Origin of the sequence: Pantoea phyllosphaerae, from assembly GCF_051025595.1 — a bacterium.
GTDB lineage: Bacteria > Pseudomonadota > Gammaproteobacteria > Enterobacterales > Enterobacteriaceae > Pantoea.
Window position 1 is genome coordinate 108904 of record NZ_JBPFDE010000013.1, and the last position, 21189, is coordinate 130092.

The following is a 21189-nucleotide window of genomic DNA, read 5'->3' on the forward strand; positions in this document are numbered from 1 at the left end:
CGGGGGCGAGCGGCCTCGCCCCGTTTCAGGTCAGGCGCTTTTGCGCAGCAGCCCTTGTTTTTTCAGGTAAATCAACAAAATTGAAATCGCCGCCGGCGTGATGCCGGAGATACGCGACGCCTGTCCGATCGAAGAAGGCTTATGATCGTTAAGCTTGGCGATGACTTCGTTCGACAGGCCGTTGACCTGGCGATAATCCAGCTCGGCCGGCAGCAGCGTATTTTCATTGCGCAGTTGACGATCGATCTCTTCCTGCTGACGCGCGATGTAGCCTTCGTACTTCACCTGAATCTCAACCTGCTCGGCCGCCTGCGCGTCAGACAGCGACGGGCCGAAGCTCGGCAGCGCGGTAAGCTGAGCGTAGGTCAGCTCAGGACGACGCAGCAGATCTTCTCCGCTCGCCTCTTTGGTGATCGCGCTATTAAGCAGCGTGTTCACTTCGGCGACGTTTTCCGACTTCGGATGGACCCAGATATCACGCAGACGCTGACGCTCCTGCTCAATCGCCTCCAGCTTCTGGTTGAAGCGCGCCCAGCGGGCATCATCCACCAGACCCAGCTCGCGGCCGGTTTCGGTCAGACGGAGATCGGCGTTATCTTCGCGCAGCATCAGACGATATTCAGCGCGCGAGGTAAACATGCGATACGGCTCTTTGGTGCCGAGCGTGCAGAGATCGTCCACCAGCACGCCGAGGTAGGCCTGATCGCGACGCGGGGCCCAGCCCTCTTTGTCGGCGGAGTGGCGTCCAGCGTTAAGGCCTGCCAGCAGTCCCTGCGCCGCCGCCTCTTCGTAGCCGGTGGTGCCGTTGATCTGGCCAGCGAAGAACAGCCCGTGAATATATTTGCTCTCCAGCGTCGGCTTGAGATCGCGCGGATCGAAAAAGTCATACTCGATCGCATAGCCCGGGCGAACGATTTTCGCGTTCTCCAGCCCCTTCATAGAGCGCACGATCTGCATCTGTACGTCAAACGGCAGGCTGGTAGAGATGCCATTCGGGTAAATTTCGTTGCTGGTCAGCCCTTCAGGCTCCAGGAAGATCTGATGCGCATTGCGATCGGCGAAGCGCATCACTTTGTCTTCGATCGACGGGCAGTAGCGCGGACCGATCCCTTCGATGATCCCGGCATACATCGGGCTGCGATCGAGGTTATTGCGGATCACCTCGTGGGTCTGCTCGTTGGTATAGGTGATCCAGCAGGGAACCTGCTGCGGATGCTGCGAGGCATCCCCCATGAACGAGAAGACCGGCATCGGGTTGTCGCCATGCTGCGGGCTGAGCACGGAAAAATCGATGGTGCGCGCGTCGATGCGCGGCGGCGTACCGGTCTTCAGACGGCTGACGCGCAGCGGCAGCGCGCGCAGGCGCTTCGCCAGCGGAACAGACGGCGGATCGCCCGCGCGACCGCCGCTGTAGTTATCCAGCCCGATATGAATTTTGCCGTCAAGGAAGGTTCCCACGGTAAGCACCACGGCTTTGGCGCGGAACTTCAGCCCCATCTGCGTAACGGCACCCACGACGCGATCGTTTTCAACGATAAGATCGTCCACCGCCTGCTGGAAGATCATCAGGTTAGGCTGGTTTTCCAGCGCGGTGCGTACCGCCTGGCGATACAGCACGCGATCCGCCTGCGCGCGGGTGGCGCGCACCGCCGGGCCTTTGCTGCTGTTTAGTATCCTAAACTGGATGCCCGCTTTGTCGATTGCCGTGGCCATCAGGCCGCCTAAGGCATCCACTTCCTTAACCAGATGACCTTTTCCAATGCCACCAATCGCCGGGTTGCAGGACATTTGTCCAAGCGTATCAATGTTATGGGTGAGTAATAGCGTCTGCTGACCCATTCGGGCAGCGGCCATCGCGGCTTCTGTGCCCGCATGACCACCACCGATTACGATGACGTCAAAAGGATCTGGATAAAACATGAAGTGGTACCTCGTTGATGAACTGGCAGGGATCGTTGCCCTGGGCGGTGGATTCTACTGAAATTCCGCCGAGGGTGAAAGCGGCGGGATCTGCGGGTTTAAAAGAAAGGATCTTTATTCTGTATATGATCTTTCTGTTAGATCTCTTTATTAGGATCGCGACGACCTGTGGATAAGCATGAAAAGCAATCGCTTATCAGGCAGATAGCGAGGATCCTTTGCTGTGAATGATCGGTGATCCTGATCCGTATAAGCTGGGATCAAAATAGCGAGTTATGCACAGCTCATAAAAGCATCAGCGGTTGTTATCTGGATAACTACCGGTTTTACGCAGTATTCCGGCATGGTTATCCACAAAAAAAACGAGCGAGGTCGGATAAAAACAGACGTTTTAGCTGGGGATCCTGTGAAATACCCGATCCCCTGCGGCAAAGGATCCGCTCAGAGATGAGCTATCCACCCGCTGAGCCAGGCCTCGGCCGGATCTTCGGGGATCTCATGCTCCAGCACGTCGATTTCCAGCCGCTCGCCGATGCGCTGCGCACCACGAGCGATCAGCTGCGCATCCAGTGAACGAATCGCGCCGCAGAAGAGATCGTATTCACGGTTGCCAAGGCCGACAGCCCCGAACCGCAATGCCGACAGATCGGGCTGGGTCTCGGCAATCGCTTCATATAAAGGCTGCAGATTATCCGGCAGTTCGCCTGCGCCATGGGTAGAACTCACCACCAGCCAGATCCCCTGCTGCGGCAGCTCATCCAGCGTCGGGCCGTGCAGCAGCTGGGTGGAAAACCCCGCTTCCTGCAGTTTCTCTTCCAGATGTTCGGCCACATATTCGGCGCTGCCCAGCGTGCTGCCACTGATTAAAGTAATGTCGGCCATGATGCTCTCCCGGAATAAAGGCGAGCATTGTACGCTGTGATCAAGCCGTGATCCACCTGTGGAAAACAGGGTTAATAGAAATGAGGATGCGAACGCAGCCGCTGGTGCTGGCGGCGATCGCAGGGGATAAGATTGTGCACAGAAAAAAAAGATCAGGGCTTGATGGTGCGCATGATCGGGTTTTGCAGCGAGATCAGGGTTTCAGTGGACTGGATTTCGTCAATAGTCTGGATCTTGTTGATCAGCACCTGCTGCAGCGCGTCGATAGATCGGCACATCACCTTAATAAAGATGCTGTAGTGGCCCGTGGTGTACCAGGCCTCAACCACCTCGTCGAGCGCCTCCAGCTTGCTGAGCGCGGCAGGATAGTCGCGCGCGCTCTTCAGGATGATGCCAATGAAGCAGCAGACGTCGAACCCCAGCTGACGCGGATCGATCTCGACGCGGGTGCCGAGAATAATGCCGGCCTGTTTCATCTTCTCCACGCGAACATGGATGGTGCCCGGACTGACGTTGAACTGTTTCGCCAGTTCGGCGTAAGCGGTGCGGGCATTGTCCAGCAACGCATTCAGGATCCCGCGATCCAGGTTGTCCAGTTGCAGTGATTCGGCCATATCATCCTCATGTCAGCTCTTCTTCTTTGAACAGAGGAGAATGTGCAGCAAAAAGCGACGGCAGGCAATCTCCAGCAGCGGCGTTTGCCGCTGCTGTCAGGATTAACGCTTACGCCACAGCGTGACCTGCGCCAGCGAATGCTGATACTTGCGCGCGGTTTCGCGGATCACGAAAGGCTGCTCCTGCGGCGCGCCAACCGGCTCAAACTCCGCCGCCAGCAGCCGCTGTAGCGCCTGCAGCGTCGTGAGCGCCTCGCCGTTTTCGCGGATGCCGCCCAGCCAGTTCTCTTTCGGCGTGAAGGCTTCCAGCCAGGTATAAGGCGAGGAGAGCAGCAGCAGACCGCCGGCGCGTATCATCGGCGCGATATCCTGCAGAAAGCGCTGTGGCTGACGCAGGCGATCGATCAGGTTTGCGGCCAGCACCAGATCGTACTGAGCAGGCTGCGGTTTGAGGTTGCAGGCGTCGCCCTGTACGAACTGAATGCGCCGCGCCTGTTCGACGTCGAGAGCGAAATCTTTCAGGCGCACCTGGCGATACGCCACCAGATCGCCCTCTTCCGGCACCACATAGCGGAAATCCTCGCCCGAGGCGAGCTGCAGCGCGACGTCGATAAAGCGTGCCGAATAATCCATCCCGATCACCCGTTCGAAATGGCGTGCCAGTTCGAAGCTGGCGCGGCCGGTGGCGCAGCCAATATCAAGCGCGCTGCCGTGCGACGCGCAGTGGGGCAGCGCCAGCGCCACCAGCGATTCGGCGTAGTTGTCGACGCCGAAATAGCGCGGGCCGTACTGAAAGTCAAGATACTGCGACACCATCTCATCGGTTTCGTAGGGGTTGAGCGTCATCGATTCTTTATGGGAGGAGACGACGTAGCGGAAGCCCGCATGCTGGAAAAAGTGGCGACGGAAGGCGTAGCGTGATGACTTCAGCGCCTCGTTGCCGGTGGAGATCCAGCTGCCGCCCTTGATGATCGAATGCTTGCCGTCGAAGGTCGGCGTCGAGAAGTCATCGTAGAGCGGATGCACGCGGAAGCCTTCAAAGCCGTTGATCGGCGTGGTGGTCCACTGCCAGACGTTGCCCACGATGTCGAAAAAGTCGCCCTGGGCGAAGCGATCGACGGCGCAGGATGAGGCCCAGTAGGCAAGGTTAAGATTGCCCGGCGCCTGCTGCCACTCCGGCTGATCGCCCTCGACCTGCTCGCGCAGCTGCATCCATTCCGCCTCGCACGGCAGCTGCACTGACGCGCCCGTCTGCTCGGCTTTCCAGCGGCAAAACGCGGCGGCTTCCAGCTGATTAACCTCAACTGGCCAGTCCCAGGGCATCGCGACCTCTTCGGTCATCAGGCGCAGTTTCAACGCGTCCGGCTGCTGCGCGTCGCCAACCCAGAAAGTTGGCATCTGCGCCTCGGCAAAGCTGCGCCAGCCCCAGCCTTCGTCATCCCAGTAGTGGCGCTGCTGGTAGCCGCCCGCCGCAACAAATGCGAAAAACTCGGCATTGCTGACCAGCATTTTGCTGGCTTTGAACGGCTGGAGTTCGGTCGTCAGGCTGCCGTATTCGTTATCCCAGCCGTAGGTATCGTCGCTTTTCCCCTGTGTCACGACGCCGCCTGGCATGGCGATCAGGCTGTTGGCGGGTACCGCGTCGCGCAGGTGACGCGCCTCCTGACAGGCTGGCCACTGCGGCTGCGACGTAACCCATTCGATGGGCAGCTGGCGCATCAGCACGCTGGAGGTTTCCAGATGAATACGTTCATGCTCAATACCCATCAGGATCACCCACGCCGGGCTTTCCCAGTCTATCGGCAACGTCAGCGGCATGGTTTCGATAAAGCGCGTCACCAGGCTTTTCACTTTGCCGCGGTAATCCCGCACCTCCTGCACGCTGGGCCAGGCGTAGTGGCTCTCATCGAGATCGTCCCAGCTCATCTCATCCACGCCGATCGCCATCATCGCCTCGATGCGGTCGTCCACGCGCGCGTCGATGTAGCGGCCTGCCATCAGCTTATTGATATAGAAAGAGGCGGTGTGGCCGAAATAGAAAATTAAAGGATGGCGCAGCGAGATGGCTTTGGTAAACCAGGCGCGATCGTCGGCAAGACAATCGAACAGGCTTTCATAGAGTTCCCAGGTTTGCGTGTAGTAAGCCAGCAGCTCGGCGCGTTTCTCTGCCACGCTGCTGCCGGAAAGGTGTACCGTACGGGTCGGCGCCGGTAATGCCTGATGTTGTTGTTCGATAGTCACAGTGAACTCCGTTAGCTGAATAAACACAGCGGGTCATTCACTATAGCAAATAGGGATTTCTGCCCTGTGACTAACGCCGCCAGCGGCGCAGCAGGCGGCTTTTCATGCCGGTATCGAAACGCCAGATGTGATCGAAGATGCGCAGAATGCCGGGCTTGCCGTGCGCCGACATCGCCACGGCGTGAAAGCGCTGCTGCTGCTGCTGCTGGCGCAGCTTAATCAGGCTGACGATTTCGTCGGGCAGGCGCTGAGCGATAAAGTCGGAGACGACCACGGCGTCGGCATCCTGCCACAGCGCGCCCTCCATACGCTTTGCCACGGCGGCCAGACAGGCGGCAAGGTCGGTGCCGCCGCGAAAGCGCTGGCTGAGAAAGCGGATCGCCTGCTCCAGCCCGTCGTCGCCGGTGAGCTCGTAGCCGATAACGTCGTGGGCAAACAGCATAATGTAACAGCGCCGCCGATCGGCCAGCGCCACTTTCAACAGCGCCAGGCAGAACGCTTTGGCGCAGCGCTCGTTAAAGCCGCCCATCGATCCAGAGGTATCGACGCAGACGATAAAGGGGCCGCGCGGCTGCTCTTCGTGCTGCTGGTGGCTGACCGGTCGCAGCGTGACTTTTTCATGCCAGGCGTCGCCCTGTAGCTTGTAGGTCAGCAGCCGCTTTTCCACCAGCCGACGGTAAAACTCCAGCTCCAGCTCGCTGATGCTGATGGTGGCCAGCTCCGGCGGCAGCAGACGCAGCACGTCGTCGCTCTGATGAACGCCGCTTACCTCTTCGGGCACCGCGTCCGGCTCGCGCACCAGCTGGTGGAAAGCCTCCAGCGGCGCATCCTGAGATGGCACCGATTTCGCCTCGCGGCTGCGGCCCAGCTGTTGCGCCAGCGCCAGCAGCTCCGGCTGCTGCGCCAGAAAGTCGCCATACTCCAGCATCAGCTGATAGTCGCCGTGCTGCAGCGGGGCTTTACTCATATCCCATAAGCGACCGGCCGCGGCCTCGTCGTTGTCGCTCAGCAGCGGCGCCAGCTGGCCGCTTAGCGCCATACGCTGCTGCAGCTCGGCCATCAGGCGTTCGCGCTGCTGTTCCAGCAGCTGTTCGTTAAGCGTCAGCGTCTGCAGCGTCAGGCTGAGACGCCAGCGCTGCAGAAACAGCGTATGCTGCGCGCCACTTAGCTGATGCGCATCAATATGCAGCAACAGGCGCTGTGCCTCCTCCAGAAAGGGCGAAGTCAGCTGTGTCAGCGCCTCGAGTATTTCGGGCAGCTGCTGGCTGAAGTCGTGATGGCTGAGCAGCTGCGCGCGCTGAAACAGCTGAAACTCGTCGGCCAGCGTCTCCGGCACCGGCGTCGCTTTTAGCTCGGCATTGATCTCCGCTTTCCAGCGCGGCACGTCGCGCAGCATCGCCTGCTTCAGGCCGGGGAATTTTTCAAAGAAGATCGCCAGCTGCGGAGAGGCGAGCAGCGCGAGGATCAACTCTTCGATCAGTTCGGCTTCGCCGATGGAGAGCAGCGCGCTGAGCGTCTCCAGCGAGATCATTTACGCGCCTGTTTCAGCTGATCGGCCACGTCCTGCAGGCTGGTTTCGATGCGCGCCAGCCAGTCGTCGCTGATAAACAGACAGCGCTGATGCTGGCTGAACTGATAGCGCTGCGCGCGCAGCTGGGTATCCAGCTCGTCCAGCGCCTCGCTGATTTCAGCCGGCAGCTCGCTGTGCGCAACGGCACCAGGCAGCGTCAGGCGCGCCGTTTGCAGGCTGACGTCGCGCAGCGCCAGACAGTGCTGCGCGTCTACCAGCAGATCGAGCGTCTGAGCGAAACCGATGCCGTTCAGCTTGCCGCGCACGTCGCCGCCCTTCAGCAACCACTGCTCCAGCGCGTCGCGGGCGATCACCACATGGGTAACCTGCATATCGTGCAGCGTCAGCGGCTGCTGCAGCATCAGGGTCAGCTGCGGCTCCGTCAGGCTGGCAGGCAGCTCGTAGTGCGGCTTGCGGCTGAACATGCCGCTGTGTTTTTCCAGCGCGATCGCCTGCGCCACGCTTCTCTGCTGCTGTAGCGCCAGGCGTCGCGCTTTGAGCTGCTGTAGCCTGAGCAGCAGCGTCTGCTGCTGCCACGCCTGCTGCGTCATCAGCTGGTCAATGGCGCGCTCCAGCACCTGCATAGAGGCGACGTCGTGCCACAGGCAATCCTTCAACAGAATAAGGTCGATTGGCGCGATGGCGCTGCGGCCGCTGTAGAAGGCGCTCGCCTGCAGGAGGTGAATCGCTTTTTTCCAGCGGCGATCGGAGATATAGGGCGCGTCGGGCAGGGTTTCCAGCTGCTGGCGCAGCTGATAGATCAGCTCGAAGACGTTATCGGGCAGGCTGACCTGGCTAATGCTCTGCTGCCACTGATGATACTCCTCGTCGCTGATGCGCAGCGATTCCGCGACCGGATTAGCATTTTCATCCTGCTGGTGGGTCAGCATGCTGCGAAAGTTTTGCTTCTCATGCACGTTGTCGAGCCAGAGACGGATCAGCATGCGGTCATAGAGCGCTTCCAGGCCGCTGTCCGCTTCCGGCAGTTCGTTCGAGGCGGTAACCAGCAGGCGCATCGGAATTTTTTCTTCGCTGTCGCCATTGCGGAAGCGGCGCTCGTTAATGGCGGTCAGCAGGGTATTAAGGATGGCGGGGCCCGCCTTCCAGATCTCATCGAGAAACACGATCTCCGCGTCGGGCAGATAGCCTTTCGTCAGCCGCTGATAGCGGCCTTCATCTTTTAACGCCTGAATCGACAGCGGGCCGAACACCTCCTCGGGCGTCGAGAAGCGCGTCATCAGGTATTCAAACGCGCGGGCATTCTGAAAAGCGTATTTCAGACGGCGGGCGATCAGGCTCTTGGCGATGCCCGGCGGGCCAAGCAAAAAGACGCTTTCACCGCTCAGCGCCGCCAGCAGACAGAGGCGAATAGCGTCGTGGCGTTCATACAGACCCTTCTCGAGGGCATTGCTGAGACGAGAAATTCTTTCTGCCAAAAGATGGGGTTGAGCCATAATCACTTCATTGTCCTTCTGTTACTGCTGCCGTCTTATTATGGCAGGCGCACTACTCTACTGATTATGATGCGTGAAAGCGTTGATTGCCGTCCGCTTTTTTTGTGTCACAAAATCCAATCATCGCATAATGCCGCCAGAAAAATCGTCAGCGCTGACAGCATCGATGAAAGTGCGGGGTGGGTTTTTTAGAAAACAGGTGCATACTGTGCGCTTTTTGACAGCAAGAGCGATGGGGGGTTGCGCCTCTCTGCTCCAACAAAAGATGACTCTATGAGCTCGGATAACAAGCAATCACTTAGTGCGTTAACGCTGGCCGCGATTGGCGTAGTGTATGGCGATATCGGCACCAGCCCGCTCTATACCTTGCGTGAATGCCTCTCCGGTCAGTTTGGTTTCGGCGTGGAGCGCGAAGCGGTTTTCGGCTTTCTGTCGCTGATTTTCTGGCTGCTGCTGCTGGTGGTCTCGCTGAAATATATCAGCTACGTCATGCGCGCGGACAACGCCGGCGAGGGCGGCATTTTAACCCTGATGTCGCTGGCAGGCCGCAATACCGGCGCACGCGCTACGGCGGTACTGGTCATTATGGGCCTGATCGGCGGCAGCTTCTTTTATGGGGAAGTGGTGATTACACCCGCCATCTCCGTCATGTCGGCGATTGAAGGGCTGGAGATTGCTGCGCCCTCGCTCGATCCCTTTATCGTTCCGCTCTCTATCGCAGTGCTGACGCTGCTGTTTATCATCCAGAAGCATGGCACCGGTATAGTGGGCAAACTCTTCGCCCCCGTGATGCTGATCTGGTTCGCCACGCTGGCGGTACTGGGCGTCACCGGCATCATGAAGAACCCGGAAGTGCTTCAGGCGCTTAATCCCTCCTGGGCGGTCAGCTTCTTCATGCACTACAAGACCATTTCGTTCTTTGCGCTGGGCGCGGTAGTGCTGGCGATTACCGGCGTGGAAGCGCTCTATGCAGACATGGGGCACTTCGGCAAAATGCCGATTCGCATCGCCTGGTTTATCGTGGTGCTGCCATCGCTGGTGCTGAACTATTTCGGCCAGGGCGCGCTGCTGCTCAGCGATCCGAAAGCGATTAAAAATCCTTTCTTCCTGCTGGCGCCGGACTGGGCGCTGATCCCGCTGCTGATTCTGGCGACGCTGGCGACGGTTATCGCCTCGCAGGCGGTGATCTCTGGCGTCTTCTCGCTGACGCGCCAGGCGGTGCGCCTGGGTTACCTGCCTGGCATGCGCATTATCCATACCTCAGAGATGGAGTCCGGTCAGATCTACGTGCCGATGATCAACTGGGTGCTCTATTTCGCCGTGCTGATCGTGATTATCAGCTTTGAACACTCCAGCAACCTGGCGGCGGCTTATGGCATCGCGGTTACCGGCACCATGGTGCTGACTTCGATTCTCTCCTGCACCGTCGCGGTAAAAAACTGGCACTGGAGCCGGCTGGCAGTCGGCCTGATCCTGACGCTGTTTCTCTGCATCGATGTGCCGCTCTTCTCCGCCAACCTGATTAAGCTTTTCTCTGGCGGCTGGCTGCCGCTCTGTCTGGGGCTGATCATGTTCCTGATTATGACGACCTGGAAGAGCGAGCGCTTTCGCCTGCTGCGCCGGATGCACGAGCACGGCAACTCACTGGAGGCAATGATCGCCTCGCTGGAGAAATCGCCGCCGGTGCGCGTGCCGGGTACCGCCGTCTATATGTCGCGCGCGCTCAACGTGATCCCCTTTGCGCTGCTGCACAACCTCAAGCACAACAAGGTGCTGCACGAGCGCGTGGTCTTTTTGACGCTGCGCACCGAAGATGCGCCTTACGTGCATAACGTGCGCCGCGTCGCCATCGAACAGCTGTCGCCAACCTTCTGGCGCGTGGTGGCCAGCTACGGCTGGCGCGAAACGCCCAATGTAGAGGAGATTTTCCACCGCTGCGGGCTGGAAGGGCTTAACTGCCGGATGATGGAGACCTCGTTCTTTATGTCGCACGAGTCGCTGATTATAGGCAAACGTCCCTGGTATCTGCGCCTGCGCGGCAAGCTCTTCCTGGCGCTGCAGCGCAACGCGCTGCGCGCGCCTGACCAGTTTGAGATCCCGCCGAACCGGGTTATCGAGCTCGGCACCCAGGTCGAGATCTGAACGTTACCAGCGCAGGGCGACGCAGAGTCCGCCGCCCTCACGCTGGCTGAAGCGCAGCTGCATGCCGTGCAGCTGCGCGACGTTGCGCACAATCGACAATCCCAGCCCGCTGCCGCTCTTCTCCTGTCCCGGCGGCCGCCAGAACCGCTCACCCAGACGCTGCATCTCCGCCTCGCTCAGGCCCGCGCCATTATCCTCAACGCGCAGCCCGCGGTTCTCCAGCACTATCCGGACGTCGCTGCCTTCCGGCGTATAGCGAATGGCGTTGTCCAGCAGGTTGCGCACCAGCAGCGACAGCAGCAGCGGATGACCCTGCATAACCGGCTCGGCAAGCGTTTCCAGACGCAGCGCGACGCCAGCGCGATCGGCGTGTGGCAGCTGCTCAGCCAGTGCCTCCTGCAGCAGGCTATGGAGGTCGACTGGCTGAAACGCCTCGCGCGCGTCCTCCGCCTCGGCGCGCGACAGCGTCAGCAGCTGATCCACCAGCCGCGTAGCGCGCTGAATACCGGCGTCCAGCTGGCGCAACGCATGCTGGCGCATCCCCTCGTCGTCAGCGGCAAGCTGCACTACCTCGCTCTGCACGCGCAGCGCCGCCAGCGGGCTGCGTAGCTCGTGGGCGGCGTCGGAGGTAAAGCGGCGCTCGCGCTGCACCATGGCGCTGATGCGGCTGAACAGCCCGTTCAGCGCTTCCGTTAGCGGTCTGACCTCCAGCGGCACCCGCCCGGCGTCCAGCGGTCTGTCGTCGTCCGGCGCGCGCTGTGCCAGCAGTTGCGTAATGCGCTTGAGCGGGCGCAGCTCGCGCCATACCAGGCCAAGCAGCAGCAGCAGCATCAGCGGCAGCGCGATAAGCCAGGGCAGAATGCTGCTTTGCACCAGCGCTTTCGCCATATCGTCGCGGTATTCCCACTCCTGGCCCACCACGATGCGGTGCTGGCCGTCCGGCGTCGTCAGCCAGACAAAGCGCCAGTCGTCATCGTCGTCGATTAACCGCCCGTCGTGAAATCCCTGCGCCTCGGCGTCGAACGGGAGCATTCTGCCGTTTTCGCCGTCGTTCAGCACCGGCCTGCCGTCTCGGGTGAAAATAGCAAAGGCGAGCGCGTCGTCATCCTGATCGCCGCGATGGTGGCGCAGCAGCGCCTTGTTTTTAGGCAGCGTAGCGTCAGCGGGCGCGGTGAGGTCAAGCGCCATCAGGCGTTTGGCGAACAGCAGCTGCTGGGTGTCGAACAGTTCGTTAATGGTATCGCGCGTCTGTAGCCAGGCGCTCAGGCTGGCGCTGCCCCAGCAGAGGCCAAGCAGCAGCACAAAGCCGACCCCAAGCCGGAGAAACAAGCTCATTGCGGCTCTCCCAGCATATAGCCGACGCCGTGCACGGTGCGGATAAAAGTCGCGCCGAGCTTTTTACGCAGGTGATGAATATGCACTTCCACTGCGTTGCTGGAGACGTCGGCATCCCAGCTGTAGAGCTTCTCTTCCAGCTGCGCACGCGTCAGCACGCGGCCAGGATGGCGTAAAAACAGCTCCAGCAGCGCCAGCTCCCGGCTTTTGAGCGTAACGACCTCGCCATCCAGGGTCACGCTATGGCTGGCAGGTTGCATTATGACGTTACCGTGACGCAGTTCCGGCTGTAGCTGGCCGTGGCGACGCCGGATAAGCGCCTGTAGTCGTGCGGCGACCTCTGTCAGAGCGAAGGGTTTACAGAGATAGTCGTCTGCCCCCAGCTGCAACCCCTCTACGCGCTGATCGAGGGCGTCGCGGGCGGTCAGGATCAGCACCGGCACGTCCGCGCCCTGCTGTCGCCAGTCGCGCAGAATTTCCAGCCCGTCGCGCTGCGGCAGCGAGAGATCGAGGATGACCGCATCCCAGGGGGCGGCATGCAGCGCGGCAAACCCCTCATCGCCGGAAACAAACCAGTCGACGCTGAAACCTAATTTTCCCAGGCCAGCCTTGATGCCATCGCCAATCAGCCGGTCATCCTCAATCAGTAAAATACGCATTTTCCCTCCTGTGTCCGCAAAGGCTTTATACGAAGGAGAACGCTGCTTGTACAGGTGATATCGCTACTTTTCGCTTATTTTTACCTCTTAAGATCCTGTTAAGAACTCCGTGTTTTAATTAGCAGCGTACAAAACACACATTCATGGAAACGAGGTGAAAATATGAAAAAGCATGCCGCACTCTTAGCTATCCTGGCGCTGACCACTGCACCGGTCTTTGCCGCGCCGCAAGGCGGATTTGTCGATGCGAATGCGCCTGCCGTTCAGGCGAAACAGGGAGGTTTTCAGAATGACCAGAGCAGCGTGGTGACCGTCAAGCAGGCGGAAGAGATGAAAGACGACAGCTGGATTACCGTGCGCGGTCAGCTGGAGAAACAGATCGGCGACGAAGATTATCTGTTTCGCGACGCCACCGGCACCATGAAAGTCGAGATCGACCACAAGCGCTGGGAGGGTTTGACCATTACGCCGAAAGATCGCGTTGAGCTGACGGGGGAGCTGGACAAAGATTTCAACAGCATTGAACTTGACGTTAAGCAGGTGCGTAAAGCGCCGTAACGCCTTCCCTGCCGGGCCGCTTCAGCGGCCCTTTTTATCGCCTAAGCCAAATTGGCCTGCGCGCGAGCGAAACGTTTCGATAACGATCACACTTCTCGATTTCCCCCGTTGAGTTACCGCCGCCATTTCATACACTGCCGTCAGCGAAACGTTTCGCTCTGGAGCAGAAAATGAAAAAAGGTCGCCTGTTAAACGCTGAAATCTCTTACCTGATTGCCCGCCTGGGCCATACGGATACGCTGACCATTGCCGATGCCGGCTTGCCGATCCCGGCAGGGCCGCAGCGCATCGATCTGGCGCTGACGCCGGGCACGCCCGATTTTATGCAGGTGGTAAAAGCCGTCACGCTGGAGATGCAGGTGGAAAGCGCCCTGATTGCGGAAGAGATTAAGCAGCATAATCCGCAGCTCCATAGCGAGCTTCTCGCCGTGCTCGAAGCCTTGCAACAGCACCAGGGAAACAAGATTGCAGTACGTTACACCAGTCATGAACAGTTCAAACAACAGACTCAACGCAGTCAGGCGGTCATTCGCAGCGGAGAGTGCTCTCCGTTTGCGAATGTCATCCTGAGCGCTGGCGTCACCTTCTGAGGCCGTTATGCAACCCTTATTACAGCTCCAGGGGATTGAGAAATCCTTTCCCGGCGTAAAGGCGTTAAAGAGCGCGTCGCTGGCGGTCTACCCAGGACGCGTGATGGCGCTGGTAGGCGAGAACGGCGCCGGCAAATCCACCATGATGAAGGTGCTGACCGGCATCTACAGCCGCGATGCGGGTTCGCTGCGCTGGCTGGGTGAAGAGACCACCTTCAGCGGCCCGAAAGCGTCGCAGGAAGCGGGTATCGGCATTATTCATCAGGAACTAAACCTCATTCCGCAGCTGACCGTAGCGGAGAACATTTTTCTGGGACGCGAGTTCGTCAACCGTTTCGGCCGTATTGACTGGAAACGGATGTACGCCGAGGCGGACGCGCTGCTGAAGCGTCTCAACCTGCGTTTCAACAGCCACAAGCTGGTGGGCGATCTTTCGATCGGCGATCAGCAGATGGTGGAGATCGCCAAAGTCCTGAGCTTTAAGTCGCAGGTGATCATTATGGATGAGCCGACCGACGCGCTGACCGATACCGAAACGCTGTCGCTGTTTCGCGTCATCAACGAGCTGAAGGCGCAGGGCTGCGGCATTGTCTATATCTCCCACCGCATGAAAGAGATCTTCGAGATTTGCGACGACGTGACGGTTTTCCGCGACGGCCAGTTTATTGCCGAACGTCCGGTGAATGAGCTCAGCGAAGAGAGCCTGATCGAGATGATGGTCGGGCGCAAGCTGGAAGATCAATACCCACGCCTCGAGCAGGCGCCGGGAGAGATTCGCCTCAAGGTTGAGAACCTCAGCGGACCGGGCGTGCATGAGGTCAGCTTTACGCTGCGCAAAGGCGAGATCCTGGGCGTTTCCGGGCTGATGGGGGCCGGACGCACCGAGCTGATGAAGCTGCTTTACGGCGCCCTGCCGCGCAGCAAAGGCCGCGTCTGGCTCGACGGCCGCGAAGTGGTAACGCGCGCGCCGCAGGATGGTCTGGCCAGCGGCATTGTCTATATCTCCGAGGATCGCAAGCGCGACGGGCTGGTACTGGGCATGTCGGTAAAAGAGAACATGTCGCTGACGGCGCTGCGTTACTTCAGCAACGGCAGCTGCACGCTGAAACACGCCGCTGAGCAGCTGGCGGTGGGCGATTTTATCCGTCTTTTCAATATCAAAACGCCGTCAATGGAGCAGGCAATTGGCCTGCTCTCCGGCGGCAATCAGCAGAAAGTGGCTATCGCGCGCGGGCTGATGACGCGTCCCAACGTGCTGATCCTTGACGAACCGACGCGTGGCGTCGACGTCGGGGCGAAGAAAGAGATTTACCAGCTTATTAATCAGTTCAAGGCCGAAGGGCTAAGCATCATTCTCGTCTCATCGGAGATGCCGGAGGTGCTTGGCATGAGCGACCGCATCCTGGTGATGCATGAAGGCCGTTCCGGCGGCGAATTTACCCGCGAGCAGGCGACGCAGGAATCTTTAATGGCGGCAGCCGTAGGCAAGCAACACAGCGAGGATTTAGTTGTATGAGCACCCAAACCTTACCGTCCAGCCGTCGCTGGTTCAGCAAAGCCTGGCTGATGGAGCAAAAATCGCTGATTGCGCTCATCGTGCTGATCGCGGTGGTGGCGAGCCAGAGCCCTAACTTTTTCACCGTCGCGAACCTGTTCAATATTCTGCAGCAGACCTCGGTCAACGCCATTATGGCGGTCGGCATGACGCTGGTGATCCTCACCTCCGGCATCGATCTCTCGGTGGGATCGCTGCTGGCGCTGACGGGCGCGGTGGCCGCCTCGCTGGTGGGCATAGAGGTCAACGCGCTGGTGGCTGTCGCGGGTGCGCTGGCGCTGGGAGCGGCGATCGGCGCCGTCACAGGCACTATCGTGGCGCGCGGCAAGGTGCAGGCCTTTATCGCCACGCTGGTGATGATGCTGCTGCTGCGCGGCGTCACCATGGTCTACACCGACGGCAGCCCGATTAATACCGGCTTCAACGACAACGCCGATCTCTTCGGCTGGTTCGGCATTGGCCGCCCGCTGGGGATCCCGACGCCGGTGTGGCTGATGGCCGTCGTTTTCCTGCTTGCCTGGTACATGCTGCATCACACGCGCCTTGGTCGTTACATCTACGCGCTGGGCGGCAACGAAGCGGCAACGCGCCTCTCCGGCATTAACGTTAACCGCGTAAAAGTGATCGTCTACGCCCTGAGCGGCATGCTGGCGGCGCTGGCAGGCACCATCGAAGTTGCACGCCTCTCTTCGGCGCAGCCGACGGCGGGTACCGGCTATGAGCTGGACGCGATTGCGGCGGTGGTGCTGGGCGGCACCAGCCTGGCGGGCGGCAAAGGGCGCATTATGGGCACCCTGATTGGCGCGCTGATCCTGGGCTTCCTGAATAACGGCCTGAACCTGATGGGCGTCTCTTCCTACTACCAGATGATCGTAAAAGCGGTGGTAATCCTGCTGGCGGTACTGGTGGATAACAAAAGCAGTAAATAACTCTGACCTTTACACAGGATGAAATGATGAAAAAGTTGACCGCACTGGCTGTGATCCTCGGCGCGACATTAAGCGCCAGCGCAGTGGCGAAAGATACCATCGCGCTGGTGGTGTCGACGCTGAATAACCCCTTCTTTGTCTCGCTGAAAGAGGGCGCGCAGAAAGAGGCCGATAAACTGGGCTACAACCTGGTCGTGCTGGATTCGCAAAACAACCCGGCGAAAGAGCTGGCTAACGTGCAGGATCTGACCGTGCGCGGCGCCAAACTGCTGCTGATCAACCCAACTGATTCCGATGCGGTCGGCAACGCGGTGAAAATGGCTAACCAGGCCAATATCCCGGTGATCACCCTGGACCGCGTCGCGGCGCAGGGCAAAGTGGTGAGCCATGTCGCCTCCGATAACCGTTTCGGCGGCAAAATGGCGGGCGACTATATCGCGAAGCGTCTGGGCGACAATGCCAAAATTATTGAACTGCAGGGTATTGCCGGTACCTCTGCGGCGCGTGAGCGTGGCGAAGGCTTTAAACAGGCCTCGGATGCGCATAAATTCCAGGTGCTGGCGAGCCAGCCAGCGGACTTCGATCGCACTAAGGGCCTGAACGTGATGCAGAACCTGCTGCAGGCGCATCCGGATGTGCAGGCGGTCTTTGCGCAAAATGATGAAATGGCGCTTGGCGCGTTACGTGCATTGCAAACTGCCGGGAAATCTGATGTCGTGGTAGTCGGCTTTGACGGCACCGCCGACGGCGTGAAAGCGGTCGAAGGTGGCAAACTGGCGGCAACAGTCGCTCAGATGCCGGACAAGATCGGCATGATTGGCGTCGATACCGCCGATAAAGTGCTGAAAGGTGAAAAAGTGCAGGCCATCAATCCCGTTGACCTGAAACTGGTCACCAAATAACTCAAAGAAAAGCAGGGCAATGCGCCACCTTTAACCGGTGGCGCACTCTTTCTGGATCACACCCTATGAGCAAAAGCGCAAAACTGGCCGTTCTCGGCAGCATTAATGCTGACCATATTCTTAACCTGACGCACTTTCCTCGTCCCGGCGAAACGGTGATCGGGGAGCAGTATACCGTTGCGTTTGGCGGCAAAGGGGCGAACCAGGCGGTCGCCGCCGGGCGAGCTGGCGCAGATATCGCCTTTATCGCCTGCCTGGGCGATGACGCTATCGGCGAGCGTATTCGCGCGCAGCTGGCGCGGGACCGCGTTGATACCGCCGCGGTTGAGACCGTGAGCGGCGAACCCACCGGCGTGGCGATGATTTTCGTCAACGGCGAAGGCGAAAACAGCATCGGCATCTGCGCGGGCGCCAACGCGGCGTTAACGCCTGACTGCGTGGCGCGTCATCAGCAGGTCATTGTCAACGCCTCGGCGCTGCTGATGCAGCTGGAGTCGCCGCTGGAGAGCGTGCTGGCGGCGGCAAAGATCGCGCGCGCCCATCAGACGCAGGTGATCCTCAACCCCGCGCCAGCGACGCCGCTTGATGATGAGCTGCTGGCGCTGGTGGATATCATCACGCCTAATGAAACCGAAGCGGAAAGCCTGACCGGCATCGCCATCTCCAGCGACGAGGAGGCCGCACGCGCGGCAGAGGCGCTGCATGCCAAAGGTATTGGCACCGTGCTTATCACCCTGGGACGTCGCGGCGTCTGGCTCAGCGAGCAGGGCGAAAAGGGCGGGCGCATCGCCGGCTTTACGGTGAAAGCGGTCGATACCATTGCGGCAGGTGACACCTTTAACGGCGCATTTATTACGGCGCGGCTGGAAGGCAAAAGCCTGCATGACGCGGTACGCTTTGCCCATGCGGCGGCGGCCATCGCCGTCACGCGCCCGGGCGCGCAGCCCTCCGTGCCGTGGCGCGCGGAAATCGACGATTTTCTACTTCAGCAGGGTTAAGCCTTGGCGACCATGAAAGATGTCGCCCGCATGGCGGGCGTCTCCACCTCCACTGTCTCGCACGTTATCAACAAAAACCGTTTTGTCAGCGAAGCGGTGCGCGAGAAGGTCGATCGGGCGATCAGCACGCTGAACTACGCACCTTCGGCGCTGGCGCGCAGCCTCAAGCTTAACCAGACGCACACTATTGGCATGCTGCTGACGGCCAGCAGCAACCCCTTTTACGCCGAAGTGGTGCGCGGCGTCGAAGACAGCTGTTACGAGCGCGGCTACAGCCTGATCCTCTGCAATACGGCGGGCGACGAAGAACGCATGAACCGCAGCCTGGAAACGCTGCTGCAAAAGCGCGTCGACGGCCTGCTGATCATGTGCACCGAAAGCCATCTGCCCTCAGCCGCCATCCTTAATCGCTATCCTTCTATTCCTGCCGTGATGATGGACTGGGCACCGTTTGAAGGGCGCGGCGATATTATTCAGGACAATGCGCTGCTGGGCGGCGAACTGGCAACGCAGCATCTGATTGACCGCGGCTACACCCGCATCGCCTGCATTTCCGGCCCGCTGGATAAAACCCCGGGACGTATGCGTCTGCAGGGCTATTACCATGCGATGGAGAAAAACGGGCTGGCGATTCCGGCTGGCTATGTGATTAACAGCGACTTCGAATTTCAGGGCGGCTACAGCGCCATGAAGGAGCTGCTGGCGCTGGCGTCGCCGCCACAGGCGGTTTTCACCAGCAACGATGCGATGGCAGTCGGGGTTTATCACGCGCTGTTTGAGGCGGGACTGCGCATTCCGCAAGATATGGCGGTAATGGGATATGACGATATAGAACTGGCGCGCTATCTGACGCCACCGCTGACGACGATTCACCAGCCGAAGGATGAGTTAGGCCAGCTGGCGATCGATACCTTAATTCATCGCCTGAACGATCCCGACGCCAGCCAGCAAATGCTGGAGCTGACGCCGGAACTGGTGGTACGCGCCTCGACTTAAGCGCTTTTCTTCTTTTTATCGCGATTGGTGATCAGGTGACGGCCGTCGCCCGGCCGCAGCAGCGCAAAGGTAAAGGCCGACATCACCGTGACGATGCCCATCGTCAGGAAGGTCGCATGGAACTGCTCGACGGTGCCGGTTTCGAACTCTTGATAAAAGCGCAGCACCGCAGCGCTTACTGCCACGCCAAAGCTAATCGACAGCTGCTGCGTCACCGCCAGCACGCTGTTGCCGCCGCTGGCGTTATCATCATTCAAATCCGCCAGCGTGATGGTGTTCATCGCGGTGAACTGCGTTGACATCGCCATGCCGAGAATAAACAGCGGCAGTAGCAGCAGAATGATGCTTTCAGACGGCGACTGTAGCGCAAAGCTGGCAATCAGAATGCCGATGACGACGGTAATGCCGACCAGCGTACGGCGATAGCCGAACAGGCGCAGCACCTGAGTCACCGTCGATTTGGCCAGGATCGAGCCGATGGCCGTTGGCGCCATCATGCAGCCCGCCACCACTGCCGAAAAGCCAAACCCGACCTGCAGCATTAACGGCATCAGGAAGGGGACGCAGCCGGTGCCAAGGCGCGACGCAATATTGCCGATAATGCCGACCGAAAAGGTGCGGGTCTTGAACAGCGGCAGGCTGATTAGCGGCGCTGGGTTGCGGCGCGCATGGAGGATATAAAGAAGCAATAATAGTACGCCTGCCGCCAGCACGCCTGACGCCAGCCAGGCAGAGACGATACGCTCGCCGAACAGCTCAATGCCGATCGACAACAAAACCAGCCCCGCGCCGAACAGCAGGAAACCGAGAAAATCGAAGCGACGTCGAGGCAGGGTAAAGTCCGGCATATATTTGCGCGCATAGACAATGCCAAGAATGCCGACGGGAATGTTAATCAGGAATATCCAGTGCCAGGTGGCGTAGGTGACCAGTAACCCGCCGAGTAGCGGCCCCAGTATCGGCCCTACCAGGCCGGGCATGGTGACGAAGTTCAGCACCGGCAGGAGTTCGCTACGCGGATAGGCGCGCAGCAACGCCAGGCGCGCCACCGGCATCATCATCGCGCCGCCTACGCCCTGAACGATGCGCGAGAGCACCAGCATCGTTAGTGATTGCGATAAGGCACAGGCCAGCGAGCCAAAGGTAAAGAGCGACACTGCGACAATAAAGACTTTGCGCGTGCCGAAGCGGTCGGCAAGCCAGCCGCTCACGGGAATCAACATGGCGACGGTAAGGGTGTAGCTGATAACGGCGGACTGCATAGCCAGAGGGGAGCGGTCGAGGCTGGTCGCGATAGCGGGTAGCGCAGTATTGAGAATGGTGGCATCCAGTGCCTGCATAAAAAACGCCATGGCGGCTATCCATGGCAGACCGGCCATACTGCGCGCGGATCGTATCATCGAAAATCCTTCTATATAGGTGTCACTAGCTGGCAAGAAACCGAAGTGACAGCATAGCATCGGCATAAAAGGGCTGGTGGGCAATTTTCCACGTCAGAAGGCTGTTTCTGTGCGCTTTTTCGCCCGGAAATGTCTGCTTTTAACCCGTTCGATTAAAAAAAAGGCATCTGGCAATTATTTTTAAAGAAATGCTTGTCAGCCCGGCAGAACTCCCTATAATGCGCCTCCACTGACACGGCACAACGGCTTACGGAAGGCGGTGTTCAGGAGGCTCAGGAAGCTGAGCCGCCGGATAAACTCCCTGAAAAAAGGGGTTGACTCCGAAGGAGAGTAGCGTAATATACGCCACCTCGCAGCAGCAGGCACAGCCGCTGACTGCACCGCTCTTTAACAATTTATCAGACAATCTGTGTGGGCACTCGAGAGCAGATATCAAAAGCCTCC

Annotated in this window: 17 protein-coding genes; 8 read left to right on the forward strand and 9 right to left on the reverse strand. The window is 59.6% G+C overall.

From position 1 onward, the window contains the following. Positions 1-30 precede the first annotated feature (30 nt). The 6 genes from mnmG to ravA all read right to left on the reverse strand — a co-directional run bounded on the left by mnmG (position 31) and on the right by ravA (position 8681). Entirely contained in the window at positions 31-1920 is a 1890-nt protein-coding gene (mnmG, locus tag ACR6A7_RS16790) for a tRNA uridine-5-carboxymethylaminomethyl(34) synthesis enzyme MnmG (RefSeq protein ID WP_434126217.1), read from the reverse strand. Between the two features lie 441 nt (positions 1921-2361). Then, positions 2362-2802, reverse strand: coding sequence for an FMN-binding protein MioC (gene mioC, locus ACR6A7_RS16795; RefSeq protein ID WP_434126218.1), 441 nt, complete (start codon positions 2800-2802; stop codon positions 2362-2364). Positions 2803-2954: 152 nt separating this feature from the next. Beyond that, positions 2955-3416: a transcriptional regulator AsnC gene (gene asnC / locus ACR6A7_RS16800; protein WP_033755376.1), complete on the reverse strand. Its 462-nt coding sequence runs from the start codon at positions 3414-3416 to the stop codon at positions 2955-2957. Between the two features lie 102 nt (positions 3417-3518). After that, positions 3519-5657, reverse strand: coding sequence for a 5-histidylcysteine sulfoxide synthase (gene ovoA, locus ACR6A7_RS16805; RefSeq protein WP_434126219.1), 2139 nt, complete (start codon positions 5655-5657; stop codon positions 3519-3521). Positions 5658-5727: 70 nt separating this feature from the next. Beyond that, positions 5728-7188, reverse strand: coding sequence for an ATPase RavA stimulator ViaA (gene viaA, locus ACR6A7_RS16810; RefSeq protein WP_434126221.1), 1461 nt, complete (start codon positions 7186-7188; stop codon positions 5728-5730). Then, on the reverse strand, positions 7185-8681 hold the full coding sequence (gene ravA / locus ACR6A7_RS16815) for an ATPase RavA (RefSeq protein ID WP_434126222.1): 1497 nt from the start codon (positions 8679-8681) through the stop codon (positions 7185-7187). The genes viaA and ravA overlap by 4 nt, the downstream gene beginning before the upstream one ends. Before the next feature lie 273 nt (positions 8682-8954). Between ravA and kup the strand changes: the two genes are divergently transcribed. Beyond that, complete coding sequence (kup, locus tag ACR6A7_RS16820) at positions 8955-10823, forward strand: low affinity potassium transporter Kup (RefSeq protein ID WP_434126224.1); 1869 nt, start codon at positions 8955-8957, stop codon at positions 10821-10823. A 3-nt stretch (positions 10824-10826) separates the two neighbouring features. On the opposite strand, the gene qseC is transcribed toward kup, so the two are convergent. Next, complete coding sequence (gene qseC / locus ACR6A7_RS16825; protein WP_434126225.1) at positions 10827-12158, reverse strand: quorum sensing histidine kinase QseC; 1332 nt, start codon at positions 12156-12158, stop codon at positions 10827-10829. After that, positions 12155-12817: a quorum sensing response regulator transcription factor QseB gene (gene qseB, locus ACR6A7_RS16830; protein ID WP_434126227.1), complete on the reverse strand. Its 663-nt coding sequence runs from the start codon at positions 12815-12817 to the stop codon at positions 12155-12157. The genes qseC and qseB overlap by 4 nt, the downstream gene beginning before the upstream one ends. 162 nt (positions 12818-12979) lie before the next feature. Here qseB and ACR6A7_RS16835 point away from each other — a divergent pair, with 162 nt between their 5' ends. The 7 genes from ACR6A7_RS16835 (at position 12980) to rbsR (ending at position 19345) form a co-directional block, all read left to right on the forward strand. Next, a complete protein-coding gene (locus ACR6A7_RS16835; protein ID WP_434126229.1) occupies positions 12980-13375 on the forward strand; it encodes a YgiW/YdeI family stress tolerance OB fold protein in 396 nt (131 codons plus the stop codon). Positions 13376-13545: 170 nt separating this feature from the next. Further along, positions 13546-13965 (forward strand): D-ribose pyranase, encoded by a 420-nt coding sequence (gene rbsD, locus ACR6A7_RS16840; protein WP_434126230.1) that lies wholly within the window; start codon positions 13546-13548, stop codon positions 13963-13965. 7 nt (positions 13966-13972) lie between these two features. Beyond that, the gene (gene rbsA / locus ACR6A7_RS16845; RefSeq protein ID WP_434126231.1) at positions 13973-15481 is read left to right on the forward strand and encodes a ribose ABC transporter ATP-binding protein RbsA; all 1509 of its coding nucleotides are present in this window, start codon (positions 13973-13975) and stop codon (positions 15479-15481) included. Beyond that, on the forward strand, positions 15478-16449 hold the full coding sequence (gene rbsC, locus ACR6A7_RS16850) for a ribose ABC transporter permease (RefSeq protein ID WP_434126232.1): 972 nt from the start codon (positions 15478-15480) through the stop codon (positions 16447-16449). Before rbsA ends, rbsC begins: the two co-directional genes overlap by 4 nt. 26 nt (positions 16450-16475) lie before the next feature. Further along, positions 16476-17351: a ribose ABC transporter substrate-binding protein RbsB gene (gene rbsB / locus ACR6A7_RS16855; protein WP_048781237.1), complete on the forward strand. Its 876-nt coding sequence runs from the start codon at positions 16476-16478 to the stop codon at positions 17349-17351. 65 nt (positions 17352-17416) lie between these two features. Beyond that, on the forward strand, positions 17417-18349 hold the full coding sequence (rbsK, locus tag ACR6A7_RS16860; protein WP_434126233.1) for a ribokinase: 933 nt from the start codon (positions 17417-17419) through the stop codon (positions 18347-18349). A 3-nt stretch (positions 18350-18352) separates the two neighbouring features. After that, complete coding sequence (gene rbsR, locus ACR6A7_RS16865) at positions 18353-19345, forward strand: ribose operon transcriptional repressor RbsR (protein ID WP_434126234.1); 993 nt, start codon at positions 18353-18355, stop codon at positions 19343-19345. Here the strand turns inward: rbsR and mdtD are convergent. After that, positions 19342-20745, reverse strand: a complete 1404-nt coding sequence (mdtD, locus tag ACR6A7_RS16870) for a multidrug transporter subunit MdtD (protein ID WP_434126235.1) — start codon at positions 20743-20745, stop codon at positions 19342-19344. The genes rbsR and mdtD overlap by 4 nt on opposite strands. Positions 20746-21189 lie beyond the last annotated feature (444 nt).

Bases quoted from the DNA above. Each gene is read 5' to 3' on its own strand.
- mnmG (WP_434126217.1), bottom strand. From the start codon at position 1,920: ATGTTTTATCCAGATCCTTTTGACGTCATCGTAATCGGTGGTGGTCAT.
- mioC (WP_434126218.1), bottom strand. From the start codon at position 2,802: ATGGCCGACATTACTTTAATCAGTGGCAGCACGCTGGGCAGCGCCGAA.
- asnC (WP_033755376.1), bottom strand. From the start codon at position 3,416: ATGGCCGAATCACTGCAACTGGACAACCTGGATCGCGGGATCCTGAAT.
- viaA (WP_434126221.1), bottom strand. From the start codon at position 7,188: ATGATCTCGCTGGAGACGCTCAGCGCGCTGCTCTCCATCGGCGAAGCC.
- ravA (WP_434126222.1), bottom strand. From the start codon at position 8,681: ATGGCTCAACCCCATCTTTTGGCAGAAAGAATTTCTCGTCTCAGCAAT.
- kup (WP_434126224.1), top strand. From the start codon at position 8,955: ATGAGCTCGGATAACAAGCAATCACTTAGTGCGTTAACGCTGGCCGCG.
- qseC (WP_434126225.1), bottom strand. From the start codon at position 12,158: ATGAGCTTGTTTCTCCGGCTTGGGGTCGGCTTTGTGCTGCTGCTTGGC.
- qseB (WP_434126227.1), bottom strand. From the start codon at position 12,817: ATGCGTATTTTACTGATTGAGGATGACCGGCTGATTGGCGATGGCATC.
- ACR6A7_RS16835 (WP_434126229.1), top strand. From the start codon at position 12,980: ATGAAAAAGCATGCCGCACTCTTAGCTATCCTGGCGCTGACCACTGCA.
- rbsD (WP_434126230.1), top strand. From the start codon at position 13,546: ATGAAAAAAGGTCGCCTGTTAAACGCTGAAATCTCTTACCTGATTGCC.
- rbsA (WP_434126231.1), top strand. From the start codon at position 13,973: ATGCAACCCTTATTACAGCTCCAGGGGATTGAGAAATCCTTTCCCGGC.
- rbsC (WP_434126232.1), top strand. From the start codon at position 15,478: ATGAGCACCCAAACCTTACCGTCCAGCCGTCGCTGGTTCAGCAAAGCC.
- rbsB (WP_048781237.1), top strand. From the start codon at position 16,476: ATGAAAAAGTTGACCGCACTGGCTGTGATCCTCGGCGCGACATTAAGC.
- rbsK (WP_434126233.1), top strand. From the start codon at position 17,417: ATGAGCAAAAGCGCAAAACTGGCCGTTCTCGGCAGCATTAATGCTGAC.
- mdtD (WP_434126235.1), bottom strand. From the start codon at position 20,745: ATGATACGATCCGCGCGCAGTATGGCCGGTCTGCCATGGATAGCCGCC.